General features: G+C 47.1%; 13 protein-coding genes. All 13 read left to right on the top strand.

Going from position 1 to position 16,930, the window contains the following annotated elements:
• Positions 1-958 (top strand): AAA family ATPase (locus R3177_RS06750; RefSeq protein WP_318970280.1); only part of this gene is annotated, 958 nt, incomplete at its 5' end.
• 34 nt (positions 959-992) lie between these two features.
• Complete coding sequence (locus tag R3177_RS06745; RefSeq protein ID WP_318970279.1) at positions 993-2,831, top strand: protein kinase domain-containing protein; 1,839 nt, start codon at positions 993-995, stop codon at positions 2,829-2,831.
• Positions 2,832-2,984: 153 nt separating this feature from the next.
• Positions 2,985-3,458 (top strand): GAF domain-containing protein, encoded by a 474-nt coding sequence (locus R3177_RS06740; RefSeq protein WP_318970278.1) that lies wholly within the window; start codon positions 2,985-2,987, stop codon positions 3,456-3,458.
• Positions 3,455-3,793, top strand: coding sequence for a hypothetical protein (locus R3177_RS06735; RefSeq protein WP_318970277.1), 339 nt, complete (start codon positions 3,455-3,457; stop codon positions 3,791-3,793). Before R3177_RS06740 ends, R3177_RS06735 begins: the two co-directional genes overlap by 4 nt.
• A gap of 7 nt (positions 3,794-3,800) precedes the next feature.
• Positions 3,801-4,544, top strand: a complete 744-nt coding sequence (gene proQ / locus R3177_RS06730) for an RNA chaperone ProQ (protein ID WP_318970276.1) — start codon at positions 3,801-3,803, stop codon at positions 4,542-4,544.
• A 17-nt stretch (positions 4,545-4,561) separates the two neighbouring features.
• Entirely contained in the window at positions 4,562-6,586 is a 2,025-nt protein-coding gene (prc, locus tag R3177_RS06725) for a carboxy terminal-processing peptidase (RefSeq protein ID WP_318970275.1), read from the top strand.
• A gap of 92 nt (positions 6,587-6,678) precedes the next feature.
• Positions 6,679-8,010 carry a sodium-dependent transporter gene (locus R3177_RS06720; RefSeq protein ID WP_318970274.1) on the top strand — a complete coding sequence of 444 codons (1,332 nt, stop codon included), beginning with the start codon at positions 6,679-6,681 and terminating at the stop codon, positions 8,008-8,010.
• A 78-nt stretch (positions 8,011-8,088) separates the two neighbouring features.
• Entirely contained in the window at positions 8,089-9,555 is a 1,467-nt protein-coding gene (gene nhaC, locus R3177_RS06715; protein ID WP_318970273.1) for a Na+/H+ antiporter NhaC, read from the top strand.
• A gap of 76 nt (positions 9,556-9,631) precedes the next feature.
• Complete coding sequence (gene pepN / locus R3177_RS06710; RefSeq protein ID WP_318970272.1) at positions 9,632-12,214, top strand: aminopeptidase N; 2,583 nt, start codon at positions 9,632-9,634, stop codon at positions 12,212-12,214.
• Positions 12,211-12,435, top strand: coding sequence for a DUF2835 family protein (locus R3177_RS06705; RefSeq protein ID WP_318970271.1), 225 nt, complete (start codon positions 12,211-12,213; stop codon positions 12,433-12,435). The genes pepN and R3177_RS06705 overlap by 4 nt, the downstream gene beginning before the upstream one ends.
• 319 nt (positions 12,436-12,754) lie before the next feature.
• The gene (locus R3177_RS06700; RefSeq protein ID WP_318970270.1) at positions 12,755-14,836 is read left to right on the top strand and encodes a DUF1302 domain-containing protein; all 2,082 of its coding nucleotides are present in this window, start codon (positions 12,755-12,757) and stop codon (positions 14,834-14,836) included.
• 16 nt (positions 14,837-14,852) lie between these two features.
• On the top strand, positions 14,853-16,214 hold the full coding sequence (locus tag R3177_RS06695; protein ID WP_318970269.1) for a DUF1329 domain-containing protein: 1,362 nt from the start codon (positions 14,853-14,855) through the stop codon (positions 16,212-16,214).
• A gap of 126 nt (positions 16,215-16,340) precedes the next feature.
• The coding region (locus R3177_RS06690; protein WP_318970268.1) for a WD40/YVTN/BNR-like repeat-containing protein at positions 16,341-16,930 on the top strand (590 nt) is incomplete at its 3' end.

Genomic DNA, 16,930 nt, shown 5'->3' with positions numbered 1-16,930 from the left:
GCCCGCTGACATCAGCGCGCTGGTCAGTAATCTGCATGGGCTGACATTCGATGAAGCAAAGCGCTTAGCTTACAAAGCAATAGCAGATGACGGTGCTGTTACCAAAGCTGATATACCCAGAATCAACCGGGCTAAATTTCATTTACTGCAAACCGGCAGTGTCTTAAGCCAGATTTTTGATACTAAAAGCCTGGACGAGGTAATTGGCCTGCCAAATTTAAAACGTTGGTTAACTCAACGGCAGCAGGCGTTCAGGCAAAATGGCCGCGATACCCCGAAAGGACTTCTGCTTACCGGCGTCCAGGGCACCGGAAAAAGCCTGACGGCAAAAGCAATAGCGGGGTCCTGGTCTATCCCGTTGCTGCGACTGGATATGGCAGCCTTATATAATAAATATATTGGAGAGACAGAGAAAAACCTGAGTCAGGCGCTTTCTCAGGCAGATGCGATGGCGCCCTGCGTGCTATGGGTTGACGAAATTGAGAAAGGCCTGACAGGCGGTGATAGCGACAACGGTGTAAGCCGGCGATTGTTGGGCAGTTTGCTGACCTGGATGGCCGAGCGGGATAAACCGGTATTTCTGGTGGCCACGGCCAACAATATTGAGGAGTTGGCGCCGGAACTGTTGCGAAAAGGACGTTTTGACGAAATATTCTTTGTCGATTTACCTGATCAACAGCAAATTAAAGCACTACTTCAGCTGCATTTACAGCGACGTCAGTTAAGCCTGACTGACACTGAACTCGAGCAGTGTGTTGCGTTAGCTCAGGGCTTTTCCGGGGCTGAGCTTGAGCAGGCGGTAGTCAGTGCCAGTTACCGGATGCATATGGCTGGCGGAAGTTTCAGTTTGCAACACATACTGGCTGAGCTGGCCGAAACCCGGCCACTGTCAGTGGTAATGAGCGAACATGTTAGCCGCCTCAGGCACTGGGCCAGTCAACGCTGTGTTATCGCGTAAATATTAAACCTCAGCCGTAATTTTCAGGACTGCTATGCCGGATAAATCTGATAAAACTGCACTGCGCAATTTCTATATACCGGAAGAGCAATCGGTATATTTATTAAATGCCAATGATGCTAAAAAGCTTAAAGACTGGGTAGCGTTGTGCATTGATGAGTTGGAAAAGCTCGGTTATCGTCAGATAGAGCTTATCGGTAAAGGCGCTTATGGCTTTGCTTTTGCAGGATTTGGCCAGGATGGCGTGTCTTATGTATTTAAATTCTCCAGAATTAACTTAGCCCAACATATTCAGGAACGGCTTGCCGATGAAGCTTATATGTTGTCGCTGGTAAAGCATCCTGCTATACCCGCTTATATTACCTACCAGGTGATAAAAAAACAGGGCATTTTAATGATGGGGCGGGCTAAAGGCCTGGATCTGGAGCAATATAGCCTCAGAGTAGGCCGCTTACCGGTCAGGTTAATTATCGATATTGCGGCTCAGTTAGCCCGGCTGTTATTGTTTTTGCGCCAGCAACAGCTTGACGGCAACAGTGCCCCTATTGTGCATGGTGATATTAAACCGTCAAATCTGGTATTTGATGAAGATACTGGCAAAATAAGTCTGATCGACTGGGGCTCATCAGTGCATGCACAGTTAGATAGCCAGGGCCAGTATCTGGCCACTAACGTGATGCAGCTGATGTCAGCGGATTTGCAGCAATCCAATGCTAAAATGGGCGATGTATATTTTATCGGGCCCGAGCAGCGCTGTGGTGCATTATCCAGTCCGAGATTTGATGAGCAGGGCGTGGCCAGTACGCTATATGCGCTGGCATCAGCGCAGTCCTGTCGCTTCGGCCGCCGGGCTATTCCGGCCCGCAGTCTGGGGTTGCCTGTAGAGTTTGCCACGATGCTTGACAGTATGCTGGCTGACGATGAGTTATTACGACAACAGGCAGGTGACTACTTTATCAGCAGAATGCCCCGGCTGAGCCAGCTGATATTACCAGCTTTACCCATATTATCAGATGACGCTTTGCTGCCGGTGTGGTGCAGCAATCAGCGGCAGCAGCTTGATACCGTGGTTTATTCGTCCCGCAAATCGTTTTTACGTGAACATCAGGAAAACGCGGATCTGCATTATGTTGATGATGTGCAGTTAGAGCGCTATTACAAGAATTATCTGGAGGGTATGGGAGAGACTGAAAAAGCCTTTATCGCTGCAGTAGGCCGCTTAGCAAGATACCCGGTAGTAGGGGGGCTGGCCATTCATTGGCAGGCAAATGGTGTTTATATTGACTCAAGTTTAAACCTGTACAACAGTGATTTAAAAGTCGCCTTCAGTCATGCGGTCAATAATGTGGTTACCCTTGGGCGGGCTATTGGTAAGTTGGGGGTATTTAAGGCGTGTTTATTTGACGCCCGAAATACAATACATATCAGCCGCGACAGTTCAGAGCGCCCCTTTGTGGTTCCTGCAGATGCAAAAATTCCTTATCAGACGGCGCCGGTTTTAAGTCAGGAAGAGGCGAGTAAACAACATTCTTATTTCGAAGATGGCAAAGATCCTGATGAGCAACTGGTACTTCCGGATATGATTATGGACGACATCGCCAGACTAAACCTGATCCGCCATACCGGTTGCATTATATTTGAAGTTACCGCGCTCTATATGAAGGTTCATAGTTATTATCGGCTACTGGATAGTGAAGCGGAACCCGAATTCGCCACATTGTTGCAAAATATTCTGGCTAAGGTACCCCTGATCACCGGGGAAGGTGTTGGGGGCTTTATGAAATTGCCTTATAAAGACACCCGGTTTTTTGAGCATCAACCGCAAACTGCGACCTGTTATTATCCGGCTAATCCTTTACAATTTTCTGGTTGAACAGCAGCTGTGGATGATTTATCAGCACTTTCATTAAGCCTGTCCTGAAATCATGCTGGTCGAGGCAGTCTTTCACACTAAAAAGGTTTAAATTATATGGCAAACCAAGTAATGTAGTGCCTTTAATACCTGGTAAGTTGAAACCGCAATCCAATGTCTAGTGAAAAACACACTCAATATGACTTGCTGCTGCAGCAAGCGCAGGCGCTCATCGCCGATGAATCTGATGTTATAGCCAATTTGGCTAACTTAAGTGCGCTGTTATTCAACAGCCTGCCAGATTTAAACTGGGCTGGCTTTTATATTATGCGTGCTGGTGAATTAGTATTAGGACCGTTTCAGGGGCAGGTTGCCTGTGTACGGATCCCGGTTGGCAAAGGCGTATGCGGCACGGCGGTTGCTACAGGTGACGTACAGCTGGTAGAAGATGTGCATCAGTTTGACGGCCATATCGCCTGTGACGCCGCCAGTAACTCAGAAATTGTCATTCCGGTACGTTTTAACGGTGATATTGTTGCTGTACTGGATATTGACAGTCCGAAACTAGCGCGCTTTGACAACATCGACAAACAATATTTAATCAAGTTAGTTGAGCTGCTTGAGCAGCGGTTATCAGGTCCGTTATGAAAGACGCGCTGTCGGTTCAGGACTATTTATTGCATGAATCAGAAGTCGGTGACTGGGATGGTGAGGAAGAACTGGTAACCGACAAAATTAACAGCATTATTCATACTGTCTGGGATGCGTTACCCGATGATCTGGCAACTGAACATATTGAGCGGATAATGCCGCAACTGTGGCAGCAGTTGGGGCAAGATACACTGCTGCTCGATGTTGATGAACATGAATTGGCCGGCTGGGCATTGGTCTTTATGCGGCAACAAATTGAACTGGGTATTGAAGATGCTGAGGCTGATGATACAGCTGACGCAAATATCCGTGCAGAAGATGAAGAAGAGTGAAATTTTGATGACAACCTCCACTGAAACGTTAACCACTGATGATACCACTGCGTCAGACCATAAAATTACTGATAACCCGAGTGACACCAGAAAGCTGGCAAATGTAAAAGAAGTACTTGCTTATCTGGCGCAGCAATTTCCTTTATGTTTTAGTGTTAAAGGTGCAGCAAAACCATTAAAGATTGGTATTTTTCAAGACATTGCGGCAGAGCTTGAACAAGATAATCTGGTCAGTAAAACACAGTTACGCCAGGCATTGCGGGTGTATACATCCAGTTGGCGTTATCTGGAAGCAATCCAGCCCGGCGTAGCCCGCGTAAATTTACAAGGAGAGCCGGGTGAACAAATTGATCAGCAACAAGCCGATCATGCGCTTAGTACCTTAACCGAAAGTAAACAGAAAGCAGCCGAAGTACGCAAAGCGAAATTAGCGGAACAAAAAGCGAAAACAAAACCGGCGACTGACAAACCTGCTTACAAAAAAAAGCCGAACAAAACGGCAACTAATAGCTCTAACAACACTAAGCTAAGCAGTAAAGCAGTAAATAAGACTGTCAGCCAACCGGTAACAGCACCTGATTTACATGCTATAGCGAACGAGCAACTTAAAGTAGGGGCGGGTGTTCTGGTTAAACTGGGCCAGTCGCCAATGACAGCGACCATACTTGAAGTGCATAAAGACGATGTGACCGTGCAGCTTTCGTCCGGGATGGTGGTTAAAACTCACCGGGACAGTTTGTATCAGGCCTGAAAAATGCAGAGTAGCTTATGAAAAAATTATCCATATTAGCGGCAAGTTTGATGATGGCTCTGGCAGTTCATGCCGAGCCCGATAAATCTGAAGAAAGTCTGGTATTGCCTGTTGTGGCGCAGGCTTCTCATCACGCGACAGCCAGCAAACGGATAACAGCGTTGTTCACCCGGGGCCATTATATTCCCGTGCAGCTTAACGATGAGCTGTCAGGTCGCATTTTTGATATGTACCTGAAAAACCTGGATTATTATCGCAATGTTCTATTAAAGTCAGATGTTGAGGCTTTTGAGCGCTACCGGCAAGAGTTTGACGATGGGCTGAACAAAGGTAATTTAAACTTTGCGTTTGACATGTTTAATCAGACGTTGCAGCGCCGCGCTGAGCGTTTTGATTATGCAATTAATTTGCTGGCGCAGGGTTTTGATTTCAGTAAAGACGATAGCTACCAGTATGACAGAGAAGATGCTCAGTGGCCGGCAGATCAAGCGGAAATGGATGAGCTATGGCGGCAGCGGGTTAAGTTCGATGCTTTAAATCTGAAGCTGACTGGCAAAAATGACGAAGAAATCCGGGATATCCTGACTAAACGGTATCGGAATAGTCAGAAGCGCTTAAGTCAGACCAATAGTGAAGATGTATTTCAGTTAGTGATGAATTCATTTGGGCGTGCTATTGAAGCTCATACATCGTATTTATCGCCACGCAATGCCGATCGTTTTCAGCAGGAAATGAATTTGTCGCTGGAAGGCATTGGTGCCGTGCTTCGTGCAGAAGAAGACTATACCGTCATTCAGAGCCTGGTGCCTGGTGGTCCGGCTGATCAGACTGAGAAGTTAAAACCCAAAGACAAAATTATCGGGGTTGCTCAGGATGATAAAGACTTCGTTGATGTGATAGGTTGGCGGCTGGATGATGTTGTCGATTTAATTAAAGGTCCTAAGGGCAGTACTGTCCGGCTTCAGGTATTAGGCGGTAGTGATATTGCGGCTAATAAAGCAGAGGTTGTCACCATTGTCCGGGATAAAATCCGCTTAGAAGATCGTGCTGCGAAGGCGGAAGTACTGGACCCGAAGTTATACGAGCTTGAGCAGAATATTGGCGTTATCAGCATTCCGGGCTTTTATAACAATCTGGCAGAAGATGTAAAAAAACTACTGGCTGAGTTAAAAGAACAGAAAGTTGACGGCATCGTCATTGACCTTCGTGGCAATGGCGGCGGCTCACTGCAGGAAGCCACTTTACTGACCGGCTTATTTATTGACCGCGGGCCTGTGGTGCAAATCCGCCAGGGCGATGGCAAGGTCACTGAATCACCTGACACCGACGGTATAAGTTATTATGAAGGGCCACTGACGGTGTTAGTTGACCGTTACAGCGCTTCTGCCTCAGAGATTTTTGCCGCTGCCATGCAGGATTATGGCCGGGCAGTTATCGTCGGAGAGCAGACTTTTGGTAAAGGTACCGTACAGCAACATCGTGGTCTGGGACGAATATACGATATGTTTGAAGAGCCGTTGGGTAGCGTACAGTACACCATAGCCAAATTCTATCGGATTAATGGTGGCAGTACTCAGCACCAGGGCGTAATCCCAGATATCCATTTTCCAACGGCGATTGATCCAGCAGAATGGGGCGAAAGTAAAGAGCAGCATGCTTTACCGTGGGATTCTATCCCCCCGGCAAATTTTGCCAGTGTCAATGATATTCAGGAGCTGGTACCGGTTCTTCGGGAAAAACATCAGCGGCGGATTAGCGGCGAGCAGGAATTTACTTATCTGTTGTCCGATATCAATGACTTTAAACAACGCCAGGAAGAAAAAACCGTTTCTTTAAAAGAAGCTGTCCGGGTAAGTGAACGGGATAAGGAAAAAGCGGAACAGCTGAGCCGGCTAAATGAACGTTTAGCACGATTTGAGCTTGAGAAAGTCGACACGGTCGATGATGCGCCCGAGCTGATTAACGAGCTGGACCCTTTTCTTGAAGAAGCGGCCAGTATTACTGCTGATTTACTGATGGTGAGTCGTTTGGCGAAAAAGTAGTCTTACGTTAATAATAACTGACAAAAAAAGCGGTATTCATTACCGCTTTTTGTTAGGCTCAGCCCAACAAATAATAATTATAAAGGTTAACTATGACAACACGGGGTGTATTTTCATCTAGGCTGGGTTTTATCCTGGCCGCTTCTGGTTCTGCAGTCGGCTTGGGAAATGTTTGGGGGTTTCCGTCTCAGGTGGCCAGTAATGGCGGCGCGGCTTTTGTGCTGATGTATTTGATTCTGGCGTTTTTGCTGGCTTATCCGGTATTGATGGCAGAGTTACTTATAGGTCGGGCAACCGAGTCTAATGTGGTGGATGCGCTGGGGAAGATCTCGCGTAGCAAAGCCGGTCGCGCAGTCGGGGTCTGGGGGATTGTCACTGTATCATTGATCCTGGCGTTTTATGGCATTGTTGGTGGCTGGATGCTGGCTTATACCCTGGAAGCGCTGGCCAGTCTGGCAGGGCTGGATCAACTTGCCAGTTGGCTGGTTTCTTCATCATTGTCGCGAAATATTGTTTTTTGTGGTTTATTTATGCTGCTGACAGTAGGCATTGTAAGCGGTGGGGTGGTAAACGGGATTGAACGGTGGTCAGTCCGGTTAATGCCGACGTTGTTTGGCCTGATGTTGTTGTTATTTGGTTACGTCATGACTCAGCAGGGGGCGCTGGAAGGCTTGAAAGTGTATTTACTTCCTGATTTCAGTGAAGCTCTCAACCCCAATTTACTAATTAGTGCCATGGGCCAGGCATTTTTCTCGATGTCGCTGGGTGTGGGCACCATGTTGATTTACGGCTCCTATGTCAGCCATAAAGAAAACCTGCCCAGGTTAGGGGCAGCAGTAGCGCTGGTCGACATTGGTGTGGCGGTACTGGCTGGTTTGCTGATTATTCCGGCGATGTATGTCGCTCTGCATAATGGTGTTGAAATTTTTTCAGCTGATGGCCAGTTGCTGGCAGAAGATACCCTGATCTTTACAGTATTGCCGTCGCTCTTCACCTCAATGGGATCTGTCGGGCTGCTGGTTGCCTGCGCTTTTTTTCTGCTAATGTCTATTGCTGCACTGACCTCTTCTATTTCTATGCTGGAAGTGCCGGTATCTTATGTGGTCGAGAACCGCAAGGTCGCCCGCAACAAGGCCGTCTGGCTGATTGCGGCCATTATATTTTCGTTAAGTGTGCTGATCCTGTTTAATTTCCAGACATTATTTGGTTTGGTCATTGCGCTGACCACACAATACAGCCAGCCGTTGCTGGGTTTAATGTTGTGTATTTTTGCTGGCTGGGTGTGGCATAGGGACAATATTCTGGCTGAGCTGAAAAAAGGTGATGCTGGTGCCGGCCACAGCTTGTTCTGGCGGATCTGGCCCTGGTATGTCAGGTTTGTCTGCCCGGTGATAATTTTGCTGATGTTTTACCGGTCATTATAAGTGCCGGCATTTAAATCTAATCATCCATAATAACAATATAAGGCGCCTCAGGCGCCTTTGCCCTCTGGAGCACTATTAATGACTGAAAAACATCCCAGTTTTCTGGATGCTGCTTTGCCGCTTATCGTCCTTATCATATTATTATCGGCCTCGGTTTATCTGTTCGGTAATGACTCCTCATATGGGCCGAATCAGATTGCATTATTTATTGCTACCGCTGTCGCAGTTGTGGTTGGCCTGAAAAACGGATACAAATGGCAGGTGATGGAGCAGGCCATGGTAAACGGTATTTCGTTATCACTTGGTGCGGTATTAATCTTGCTGTCGGTAGGCGCTTTAATTGGTACTTGGATGTTATCCGGGACTGTACCCACCTTAATTTACTACGGTTTACAATTATTAAATCCGAGCTGGTTTTATGCTGCCAGTTGTCTGTTGTGCGGCATCGTAGCGATGAGTATCGGCAGCTCCTGGACTACCGCGGCAACCATCGGGGTTGCGCTGATTGGTGTGGCTTCCGGTTTAGGGTTATCACCAGTGATAACAGCAGGCGCTATTGTGTCCGGTGCTTATTTCGGCGATAAATTGTCACCGTTAAGTGAGACCACTAATTTGGCGCCGGCAGTGGCTGGTGCAGAATTATTCGCCCATATCCGGCATATGTTGTGGACGACGGTGCCAAGTTATCTGCTAGCGTTAGTTTTGTTTACCATAATTGGTTTTAACACCGATATTGCCGCTGATTTCGCAAGGATTAAACAAATAAGTTCGGTACTTCAACAGCACTTTTCAATCAGCCTGGTGTCGCTGGTGCCACTGTTAGTATTACTGGCGATGGCAGTTAAAAAAGTACCTGCTTTCCCAACAGTCTTTATTGGAGCATTACTAGGAGCCATTTGGGCCGTATTTTTCCAGCAGGATTTACTGGCCCGGCTGACTGACAACACGCTGCCTGCGTTTATCGGAGTATTAAAATTGGTCTGGCATACATTTTACGCCGGCTTTGCGGTTGAAACCGGCGATAATAATCTGAATGAGTTACTAAGCGGTGGTGGTATGGCAAGCATGCTCAACACCATCTGGCTGGTGTTCTGTGCAATGATGTTTGGTGCTACGATAGAAAAAATAGGGTTACTGCGAAAATTTGTTGAGTCCATATTGTTTTTTGCCCGCAGTACCGGTTCGCTGATTACCAGCACCATTGCGACATGTTTTGTGACAAACTTACTGACTGCCGACCAATATATGTCAATTGTAATGCCAGGCCGGATGTTTAAAGAGGAATATGAACGCCGTGGTCTGGCACCGGTAAATTTATCCCGTTCGCTGGAGGATGGCGGCACGATTACCAGTCCGTTGATCCCCTGGAATACATGCGGTGCCTATATGCATGGTGTGCTTGGTGTCAGCCCGCTGGATTATGCCTTTTACGCATTTTTCAATTTAATTAACCCAATGTTGTCAATCATTTATGCTTATTTGGGAATAAAAATTCTGCGGTTGACCCCCCCGGCAGATTTGCAGTCATCCCAAAAGCGAAAATAACAATTTGGTCTATGGTTAGTTAAATTCAGATTGTTGTCTGAATTTAACTTTGTTTTAGCGCATTCAGGGAGCAACGATGAGTAGTAATTCAGCCCGTACCAGCCGGCGTCTGGCCGATTACCGGCAACCCGATTTCTCAATTCCTGACATTGAGCTCACTTTCGAGCTGGCTGCTGAAGCAACCCGGGTCACGGCCATAATGCAGGTTATTGCTCATACCGCTGGGGCACCACTGGTGCTGGACGGTCAGCAGTTGGAATTGTTGTATCTTGCTGTTAACGGCGTTGAATTACAGCCGCAGCAGTATCTGTTAACCGCAGACCAGCTGGTTATCGCTGATGTTCCCACTGCATTTGAGCTGCAGGTCATCACCCTGATTAATCCGGCTGAAAATACCGCATTAGAGGGGTTGTATCTGGCAAATAACATTTTCTGTACACAGTGTGAGGCAGAGGGCTTTCGCCGGATTATGTTTTTCCCAGACCGGCCTGACGTGTTGAGTAAGTACACCACCCACATTATTGCTGATAAAAAGCAATTTCCTTATCTGCTGGCCAACGGCAACAATACCGCTTCGGAAATATTGGCCAATGGTAAATCGAAAGTGAGCTGGCATGATCCTTTTGCAAAACCCTGTTATTTGTTCGCGATAGTTGCCGGCAAATTTGATTGTCTGACCGACATTTTTATTACCCAAAGTGGCCGGGAAGTGAGCTTGCAATTGTTTGTTGAACCAGGGCAGCATAGCAAAGGCCAGTTTGCCCTGGCCGCGTTAAAGCGTGCGATGCGCTGGGATGAGGACCGATATCAGCTGGAATACGATCTGGACGTATATATGGTGGTGGCGGTCGACTTTTTTAACATGGGGGCCATGGAAAATAAGGGGCTCAACGTGTTTAACAGTAAATATGTACTGGCCGATGATAGCAGCGCCACAGACAAAGATTATTTTAATATTGAATCTATTATTGGCCATGAATATTTTCACAACTGGACCGGGAACCGGGTGACCTGCCGCGATTGGTTTCAGCTTAGTCTGAAAGAAGGCCTGACGGTATTTCGTGATCAGGAATTCAGTGCCGATATGGGCTCTGCCACATTAAACCGGATTGATGCGGTAAAATTGATCCGAACTGCTCAGTTTGCCGAAGATGCAGGCCCCATGGCTCATCCGATCAGGCCTGAGCAAGTACTTGAAATGAATAATTTTTATACTGTTACCGTCTATGATAAAGGGGCAGAGGTTATCAGAATGTTGCAGACGATGCTTGGTCAAACGGGTTTTAACCGCGGTTTGGCGTGCTATCTGCAGCGCCACGATGGCCAGGCGGTCACCTGTGATGACTTTATCAGCGCGATGGAAGATGCAAACAATACAGATTTAACCCAGTTCCGGCTGTGGTACAGCCAGGCAGGTACGCCGTTGGTAAGTATCAGGCAACAGTACGACAATAATACTGCCACTTTGCAACTGGATATCACTCAGCAGCATCAGCCGACAGCAGACCAGCCCGGCAAGCAGCCGCTGCTTATTCCGCTCCAGATACAGTTATTAAGCCAGGATGGTAAGGTAAACCAGCAGCATCTTATTAAACTTAGCCGGGATACTGAACGTTTTACGTTTTCTGAGATAACTAGTGAGCCGGTGGTAGTTTGGGAGAATTTCTCTGCGCCGGTAAAATTGCAGCAGGACTACAAGGTAGCGCAATTGCTGCTTATCGCAGAGCGAGCCAGCAATGGTTTTGCCAGGTGGGATGCAATGCAGGTTTTCTGGTCAAACCTAATTCGCCATAAAGTGCACCAGCCGGAAATATCACTGGAATTGCCGGTTGCACTGCTAACGATAATGCGCCAGTGGTTGCAACAGCCGTTGCCCGATCGGGCCTTAACCGCGGAACTGTTAACCCTGCCTGATTTTGATACCCTGGCTGAGCAGTATCAGGACATACCGGTTGATGTGATTATCACCGGTTTGCGGTGGATAAAACAGCAATTAGCCAATGCCTTGTTGCCAGATTGGTTGCATTGCTATCAGTCGTTAAGTACCGGCCCCTATCAATACAATGAAGCAGCTGTTGGCACAAGAGCGCTGCGTAATCGCTGCCTCAGTTATCTGGCTTATCATAAACAGGAATCGAAGACGCTGTCGGCGCATTATCATAATTCAGATAATATGACTGATACGCTGGCTGCCCTGACTGCGGCCCAGCAGGCTGGGCTACCCTTTTTTACTGAGCTCGCTGATGATTTTGCGGCCAACTGGCAGCATGACGTGCAGGTAATGGATAAATACTTTGCACTGATGGCGACCGATCCTGGTAGTGAGGTTTTTGCTAATCTGAATAAACTGACCACTCATTCACTCTTCAGCTGGAAAAATCCGAATAGGGTAAGGGCTTTATTTGGTGCTTTCAGTATGCGAAATCCAGAGCAGTTTCACCGTGCTGATGGCCAGGGCTATCGTTGTCTGGGGCAGGTAATCGCCCGGATGGATCCGATAAACCCGCAGGTGGCTGCCAGATTAATTACACCGCTGCTGTCCTGGCAACGGTTTGATGAGCAACGTCGCCAGCATATGCTGGCGGAGTTAAAGCGACTTGCTGCCACCCCAAGTCTGAGCAATGATTTATACGAAAAAATATCTAAAAGTTTAGTATGAAACGCCAGTATCTATTCAATGCCTTTCTGGCACGTGAAAAATGTCTGCTGTATTACCAGGGTAGCATTCGCTATGTGGTGGTAACAGCAGATTCCGGTGAACGGATCCAGCTTGGTCTGAAGCATTTCCAACCCTTTTTTTCAGAGCTGGGGCTGCGGGGGCGCTTCCGACTGACGCTGACTGCTGCAGGCGCGTTTGAGCGGCTGGAAAAAATTAATTAGAGCTATTACTTTAAACGCAAGATTAAAACAAAGCCTTGCAGTATCAGCTGGTTTGACCTTTAATTTCATTAGCTTATGAAGTGACTATTGGATACAACTGTCACTGATTAAACTGAAAACGCTTTAATCTGTCACAGCAGACGCTTTAACATGTAAAAATTTAATAGAAATCAACAGATTTACGCAAGCAGAAGCCTTGCTAACACCCTAAAATGATGTAATTATTTCTGTGATGCAAGCTGAGCTCCGAGCAGTTGGTTCAGCATAATAATTAAAAAGACACAAAACATACCTGCAGGGACAGGGGGGAGATCACAAGATGAATAGAAGGCCTAATACTTTTTATAAAAGTCCGTTAGCCTTAGGGGTTGCATCTGCATTACTGGCACTGTCCGTTGTGCCTGCTCAAGCAGCTACCTTTGATGTTGGCAATTTCCAGGTTGTATTTGACTCAACCTTTTCTTATGGCGCCAGTGTCCGCACCGAAGACAGGGACTGGGATACAATAGCGAAAGTTAATCACCCGCGTTTTGATTGGACGGGTTATAACGCTGCCACTAATGTTATTTATCCGCCTGCAGATATCTGGGCTCAGCCAGGTGCTTATTCAAGTAATGGCGATGCCGGTAATCTTAATTTCGATCGTGGTGATATGTTTTCCAGCCTTTTTAAAGGCTTACACGAATTATCAATAACTCACGACAATGTCGGCTTTTTTAGCCGGTTTATGTATTTCTACGACTTTGCCCTGAATGATGGTGACTTCGCGTATAGCAATCCACTAAGTGGTCAGCAGGTAGACCCATGTGCAGACTCTGAATCCAGTGAACTTGCCTGTAAAGATTTCAGAATTTTAGATGCCTATCTGTACGGTAATTTTTCATTTAACGATGGGATGAATCCGGTTACCGTCAGGGTTGGTAATCAGGTATTAAGTTGGGGCGAGAGTACCTTTATTCCACATGGCATCAACATTACCCCGGTCGATGTCGGAATACTGCGCGCTCCTGGTGCCGACTTAAAAGAAGCTTTTATTCCTACCGGCATGATCACGCTGTCAGTAGGCTTGACAGATAACCTGTCAACAGAAATGTTTTATCAGTATTCTTGGCAGGAAAGCTATCTGCCACCTCCGGGCACCTATTTTTCTACCAACGATTTTGCTGGCAGAGGCGGTTATGCTCAGAATATTCAGCTGGGTTTTTCCGGTAACCCTGACATAGATCTGGCTTATCTTCTGCAAAACTTAAATGGTATTGGTGCAGCGGTGGCTGCCGGTCAACTGGCGCCGGCCACAGCCGCACAGCTTTATCTGGCCTATCCAACCAAAGTGGCGTTACGTCCGACGGGAACTGATGGCAGAATTGAGCCAAAAGATGGCGGTCAGTATGGCTTGAAAATTGAATATTTTGCTCCGGAATTAAATGATACTGAATTTGCCCTTTATTACATGAATTACCATAGTCGGGTACCGGTCATTTCCGGTGTCGCCTCTGATTTCAGTTCTGCTGCTATTTCTGAGGACATCATGTACTTAGCACAGCAGGCAGGTAATTTGTCGATCGATAATATCGACAATTTACAGGCATTCTCGAAAGGTAAGCTGGAATATCCGGAAGATATCAAACTTTATGGTTTCAGTTTCAACACCACAATTGGCACTACCTCAGTTGCGGGTGAAATAGCTTACCGACAGGATGATCCGTTACAAATTGATGATGTTGAAATTTTGTATGCTGGTATGCCTGAGCAGCTGGCCAATGCCGGCATCAGACCTGATTTAGCTGGCATTTCGCAGATTGGCAGAGAAATTGGCGAAAAAGTTCAACCAGGCGATCCAGCACAGGGTTATATTTTACGTGACACGCTGCAAGCTCAGATGACGTTTACCCATTTGTTTGGTCCGACAGCCTGGCTTGCAGCTGATAACTTTACCATGCTGGCTGAAGTGGGCGGCATCCGGATTGGTGACATGCCATCGCAGGATGTACTGCGGTTAAACGGTCCGGGAACCGATCGCAGCGGCGCACCACTAATTGGTGTAAATGGCCCGTCTCAGGGGCTTCACACCGGCATTTCTGATGGTCCTGAAACCAACCCGTTCCCAACCGCTTCTGCCTGGGGTTACCGGATACTGGCTAAGGCCGACTATAACAACATCTTTGCCGGCGTAAACATGTCACAGCGGGTTGTTTTTTCGCATGACGTAAATGGTATTACACCCGATCCACTGTTTATGTTTGTTGAAGACAGAAAGTCAGCTGCCTATGCAATCAGTTTTGACTACTTAAGCAAATGGTCAGCTGAGCTGTCTTACAATTGGTTCTGGGGCGGAGTGGGAACGACCAACAACGTAGCCGACCGCGATTTTGTATCTTTTAATATTAAATACTCTATTTAAGGGACGAGAGCCGATTATGAAAAAACTCACCCTATTATCTTCTGCAATTGCGCTGATAGTGAGCTGCAGTGCTCTGGCAAAAATTACGCCGGAACAAGCAGCCAGGTTAGGTAATGAATTAACCCCGATTGGGGCTGAAAAAGCGGGTAATGCTGATGGCAGTATTCCGGCATGGACTGGCGGAATAACCACACCTCCGCCAGGTTATAGCCCAGGTGACCATCATATAGACCCATTTGCCACTGATGAGATCCTGCTGACGATTGATAAGTCAAACGTAGCAGAATACCGGCAGTTTTTAAGTCCTGGCATTATGCAGTTGTTTGACATTTATCCTGATACTTTCAGAATGAATGTTTATCCAACTCGTCGCAGTGCCTCATTCCCACAGTATTTTTACGATGCGACTAAACTGATTGCGACAGAAGCAGAATTAGTTCAGGGTGGCAATGGTCTGGTTAACGCGGCTATTGGTATTCCGTTTCCTATTCCGGCCAACGGCCTGGAGGCAATCTGGAACCATATTGTCCGATATCGTGGCGTTGCAGCCAGCCGTAATGGCGGGCAGGCAGCACCTACCTCAAATGGCGCTTATACCGTGATCGGTTTTGATGAACAAATCATGTTCAAATATTCTCATCCGGAAGCCACGCCTGATGCGTTAGAAGCGGAAAATATTCTGTTTCGTTTCAAGCAAAGTGTGACGTCTCCGGCACGGCTGGCAGGTACGGCTTTGTTAGTGCATGAAACGATGGATCAGGTGGCAACCCCACGTCAAGCATGGACATACAATACCGGTCAGCGTCGGGTTCGTCGGGCACCAAATGTGGCCTATGATGCGCCAGGTACGGCTTCTGATGGTCTGCGCACCACAGACGACTTTGATATGTTTAACGGTTCACCGGATCGCTACAACTGGGAATTGAAAGGCAAGCAGGAAATGTATATCGCTTATAACGATTACAAACTGCACAGTGACCAGCTCAAATATGACAATATTCTGATGGCCGGTCATATTAATCCCGACTATGTCCGCTGGGAAAAGCACCGGGTATGGGTGGTCGAAGCGACACTGAAAGACGGGACTCGTCACGTCTATGGCAAGCGGGTATTCTACATAGATGAAGATAGCTGGCAGATCCATATCGCTGACTTGTACGATAACCGTGGCGACATGTATCGGGTAGCGGTAGCGCATGGCTTGAACTATTATGAAGTACCGACCCACTGGAGTACGCTGGAAGTGTATCATGATCTGAATTCCCGCCGTTATATTGCAATCGGTCTGGATAACGAAGACAGAATGTATGACTTCTCAGTGTCACTATCTGATAACGACTTTACCCCAGCGGCGTTGCGTCGTGAGGGTACCCGTTAACAAATTGTGTTAGCGAGACGGCTGGCATTAGCCGGCCGTTTTTTTTAGTGGTGATTGCTGTCCGGACGTGTTTGCTGACAGCAATTTATTTATTTAATCATTCAAAAAAGAGTAGTTACGCTGCCTATGTTCAATAAACTTTTTCTGGCCTGTGCTTGTGTATTACTAAGTGGTATAGCTCATGAAGCGCTCGCTGACGACATTGCTTTCGAAGAGGCTAAGGCAGCTTATATTATGCCGCTTGCTGAAAAGTCGCTGTTAACCGATGTACAAAAGGTGAACAATAAATTTTTCGTGGCAGTCGGAGAACGTGGGCATATTCTGCTAAGTCCTGATGGCAATGAGTGGCAGCAGGCTATCGTCCCTGTACAAAGTATGCTTACCGCTGTCCATTTTACCGATGAGTTACATGGCTGGGCGGTAGGGCATGATGCCGTCATTCTTAAAACCCGTGATGGTGGCAGCAGCTGGCAGTTGCAACAGTTTATACCGGAAGAGGATAAACCGCTGCTTGATGTGTATTTCCGTGATAACCAACGTGGCATTGCTGTTGGCGCTTATGGTTTGTTTTATACCACAACAGATGGCGGCGACACATGGGAGCAGGCGTTATTTATCGAACTTGCTGCAGAGGAAGATAAAGAATACCTGTTGGAGTTGCAGCAAACGGATCCTGAAGGTTACCGAACAGAATTAACCTCTATTTTGCCTCATTT

The organism is Arsukibacterium sp. (assembly GCF_033722355.1).
GTDB lineage: Bacteria > Pseudomonadota > Gammaproteobacteria > Enterobacterales > Alteromonadaceae > Alishewanella.
The sequence above is the reverse complement of the archived record's forward strand: the minus strand, read 5'-3'. Positions and strand labels throughout refer to the sequence as shown.

What these genes read in the sequence shown, in the direction of transcription:
- R3177_RS06745 (WP_318970279.1), top strand. Translation starts at nt 993, where the DNA reads ATGCCGGATAAATCTGATAAAACTGCACTGCGCAATTTCTATATACCG.
- R3177_RS06740 (WP_318970278.1), top strand. Translation starts at nt 2,985, where the DNA reads ATGTCTAGTGAAAAACACACTCAATATGACTTGCTGCTGCAGCAAGCG.
- R3177_RS06735 (WP_318970277.1), top strand. Translation starts at nt 3,455, where the DNA reads ATGAAAGACGCGCTGTCGGTTCAGGACTATTTATTGCATGAATCAGAA.
- proQ (WP_318970276.1), top strand. Translation starts at nt 3,801, where the DNA reads ATGACAACCTCCACTGAAACGTTAACCACTGATGATACCACTGCGTCA.
- prc (WP_318970275.1), top strand. Translation starts at nt 4,562, where the DNA reads ATGAAAAAATTATCCATATTAGCGGCAAGTTTGATGATGGCTCTGGCA.
- R3177_RS06720 (WP_318970274.1), top strand. Translation starts at nt 6,679, where the DNA reads ATGACAACACGGGGTGTATTTTCATCTAGGCTGGGTTTTATCCTGGCC.
- nhaC (WP_318970273.1), top strand. Translation starts at nt 8,089, where the DNA reads ATGACTGAAAAACATCCCAGTTTTCTGGATGCTGCTTTGCCGCTTATC.
- pepN (WP_318970272.1), top strand. Translation starts at nt 9,632, where the DNA reads ATGAGTAGTAATTCAGCCCGTACCAGCCGGCGTCTGGCCGATTACCGG.
- R3177_RS06705 (WP_318970271.1), top strand. Translation starts at nt 12,211, where the DNA reads ATGAAACGCCAGTATCTATTCAATGCCTTTCTGGCACGTGAAAAATGT.
- R3177_RS06700 (WP_318970270.1), top strand. Translation starts at nt 12,755, where the DNA reads ATGAATAGAAGGCCTAATACTTTTTATAAAAGTCCGTTAGCCTTAGGG.
- R3177_RS06695 (WP_318970269.1), top strand. Translation starts at nt 14,853, where the DNA reads ATGAAAAAACTCACCCTATTATCTTCTGCAATTGCGCTGATAGTGAGC.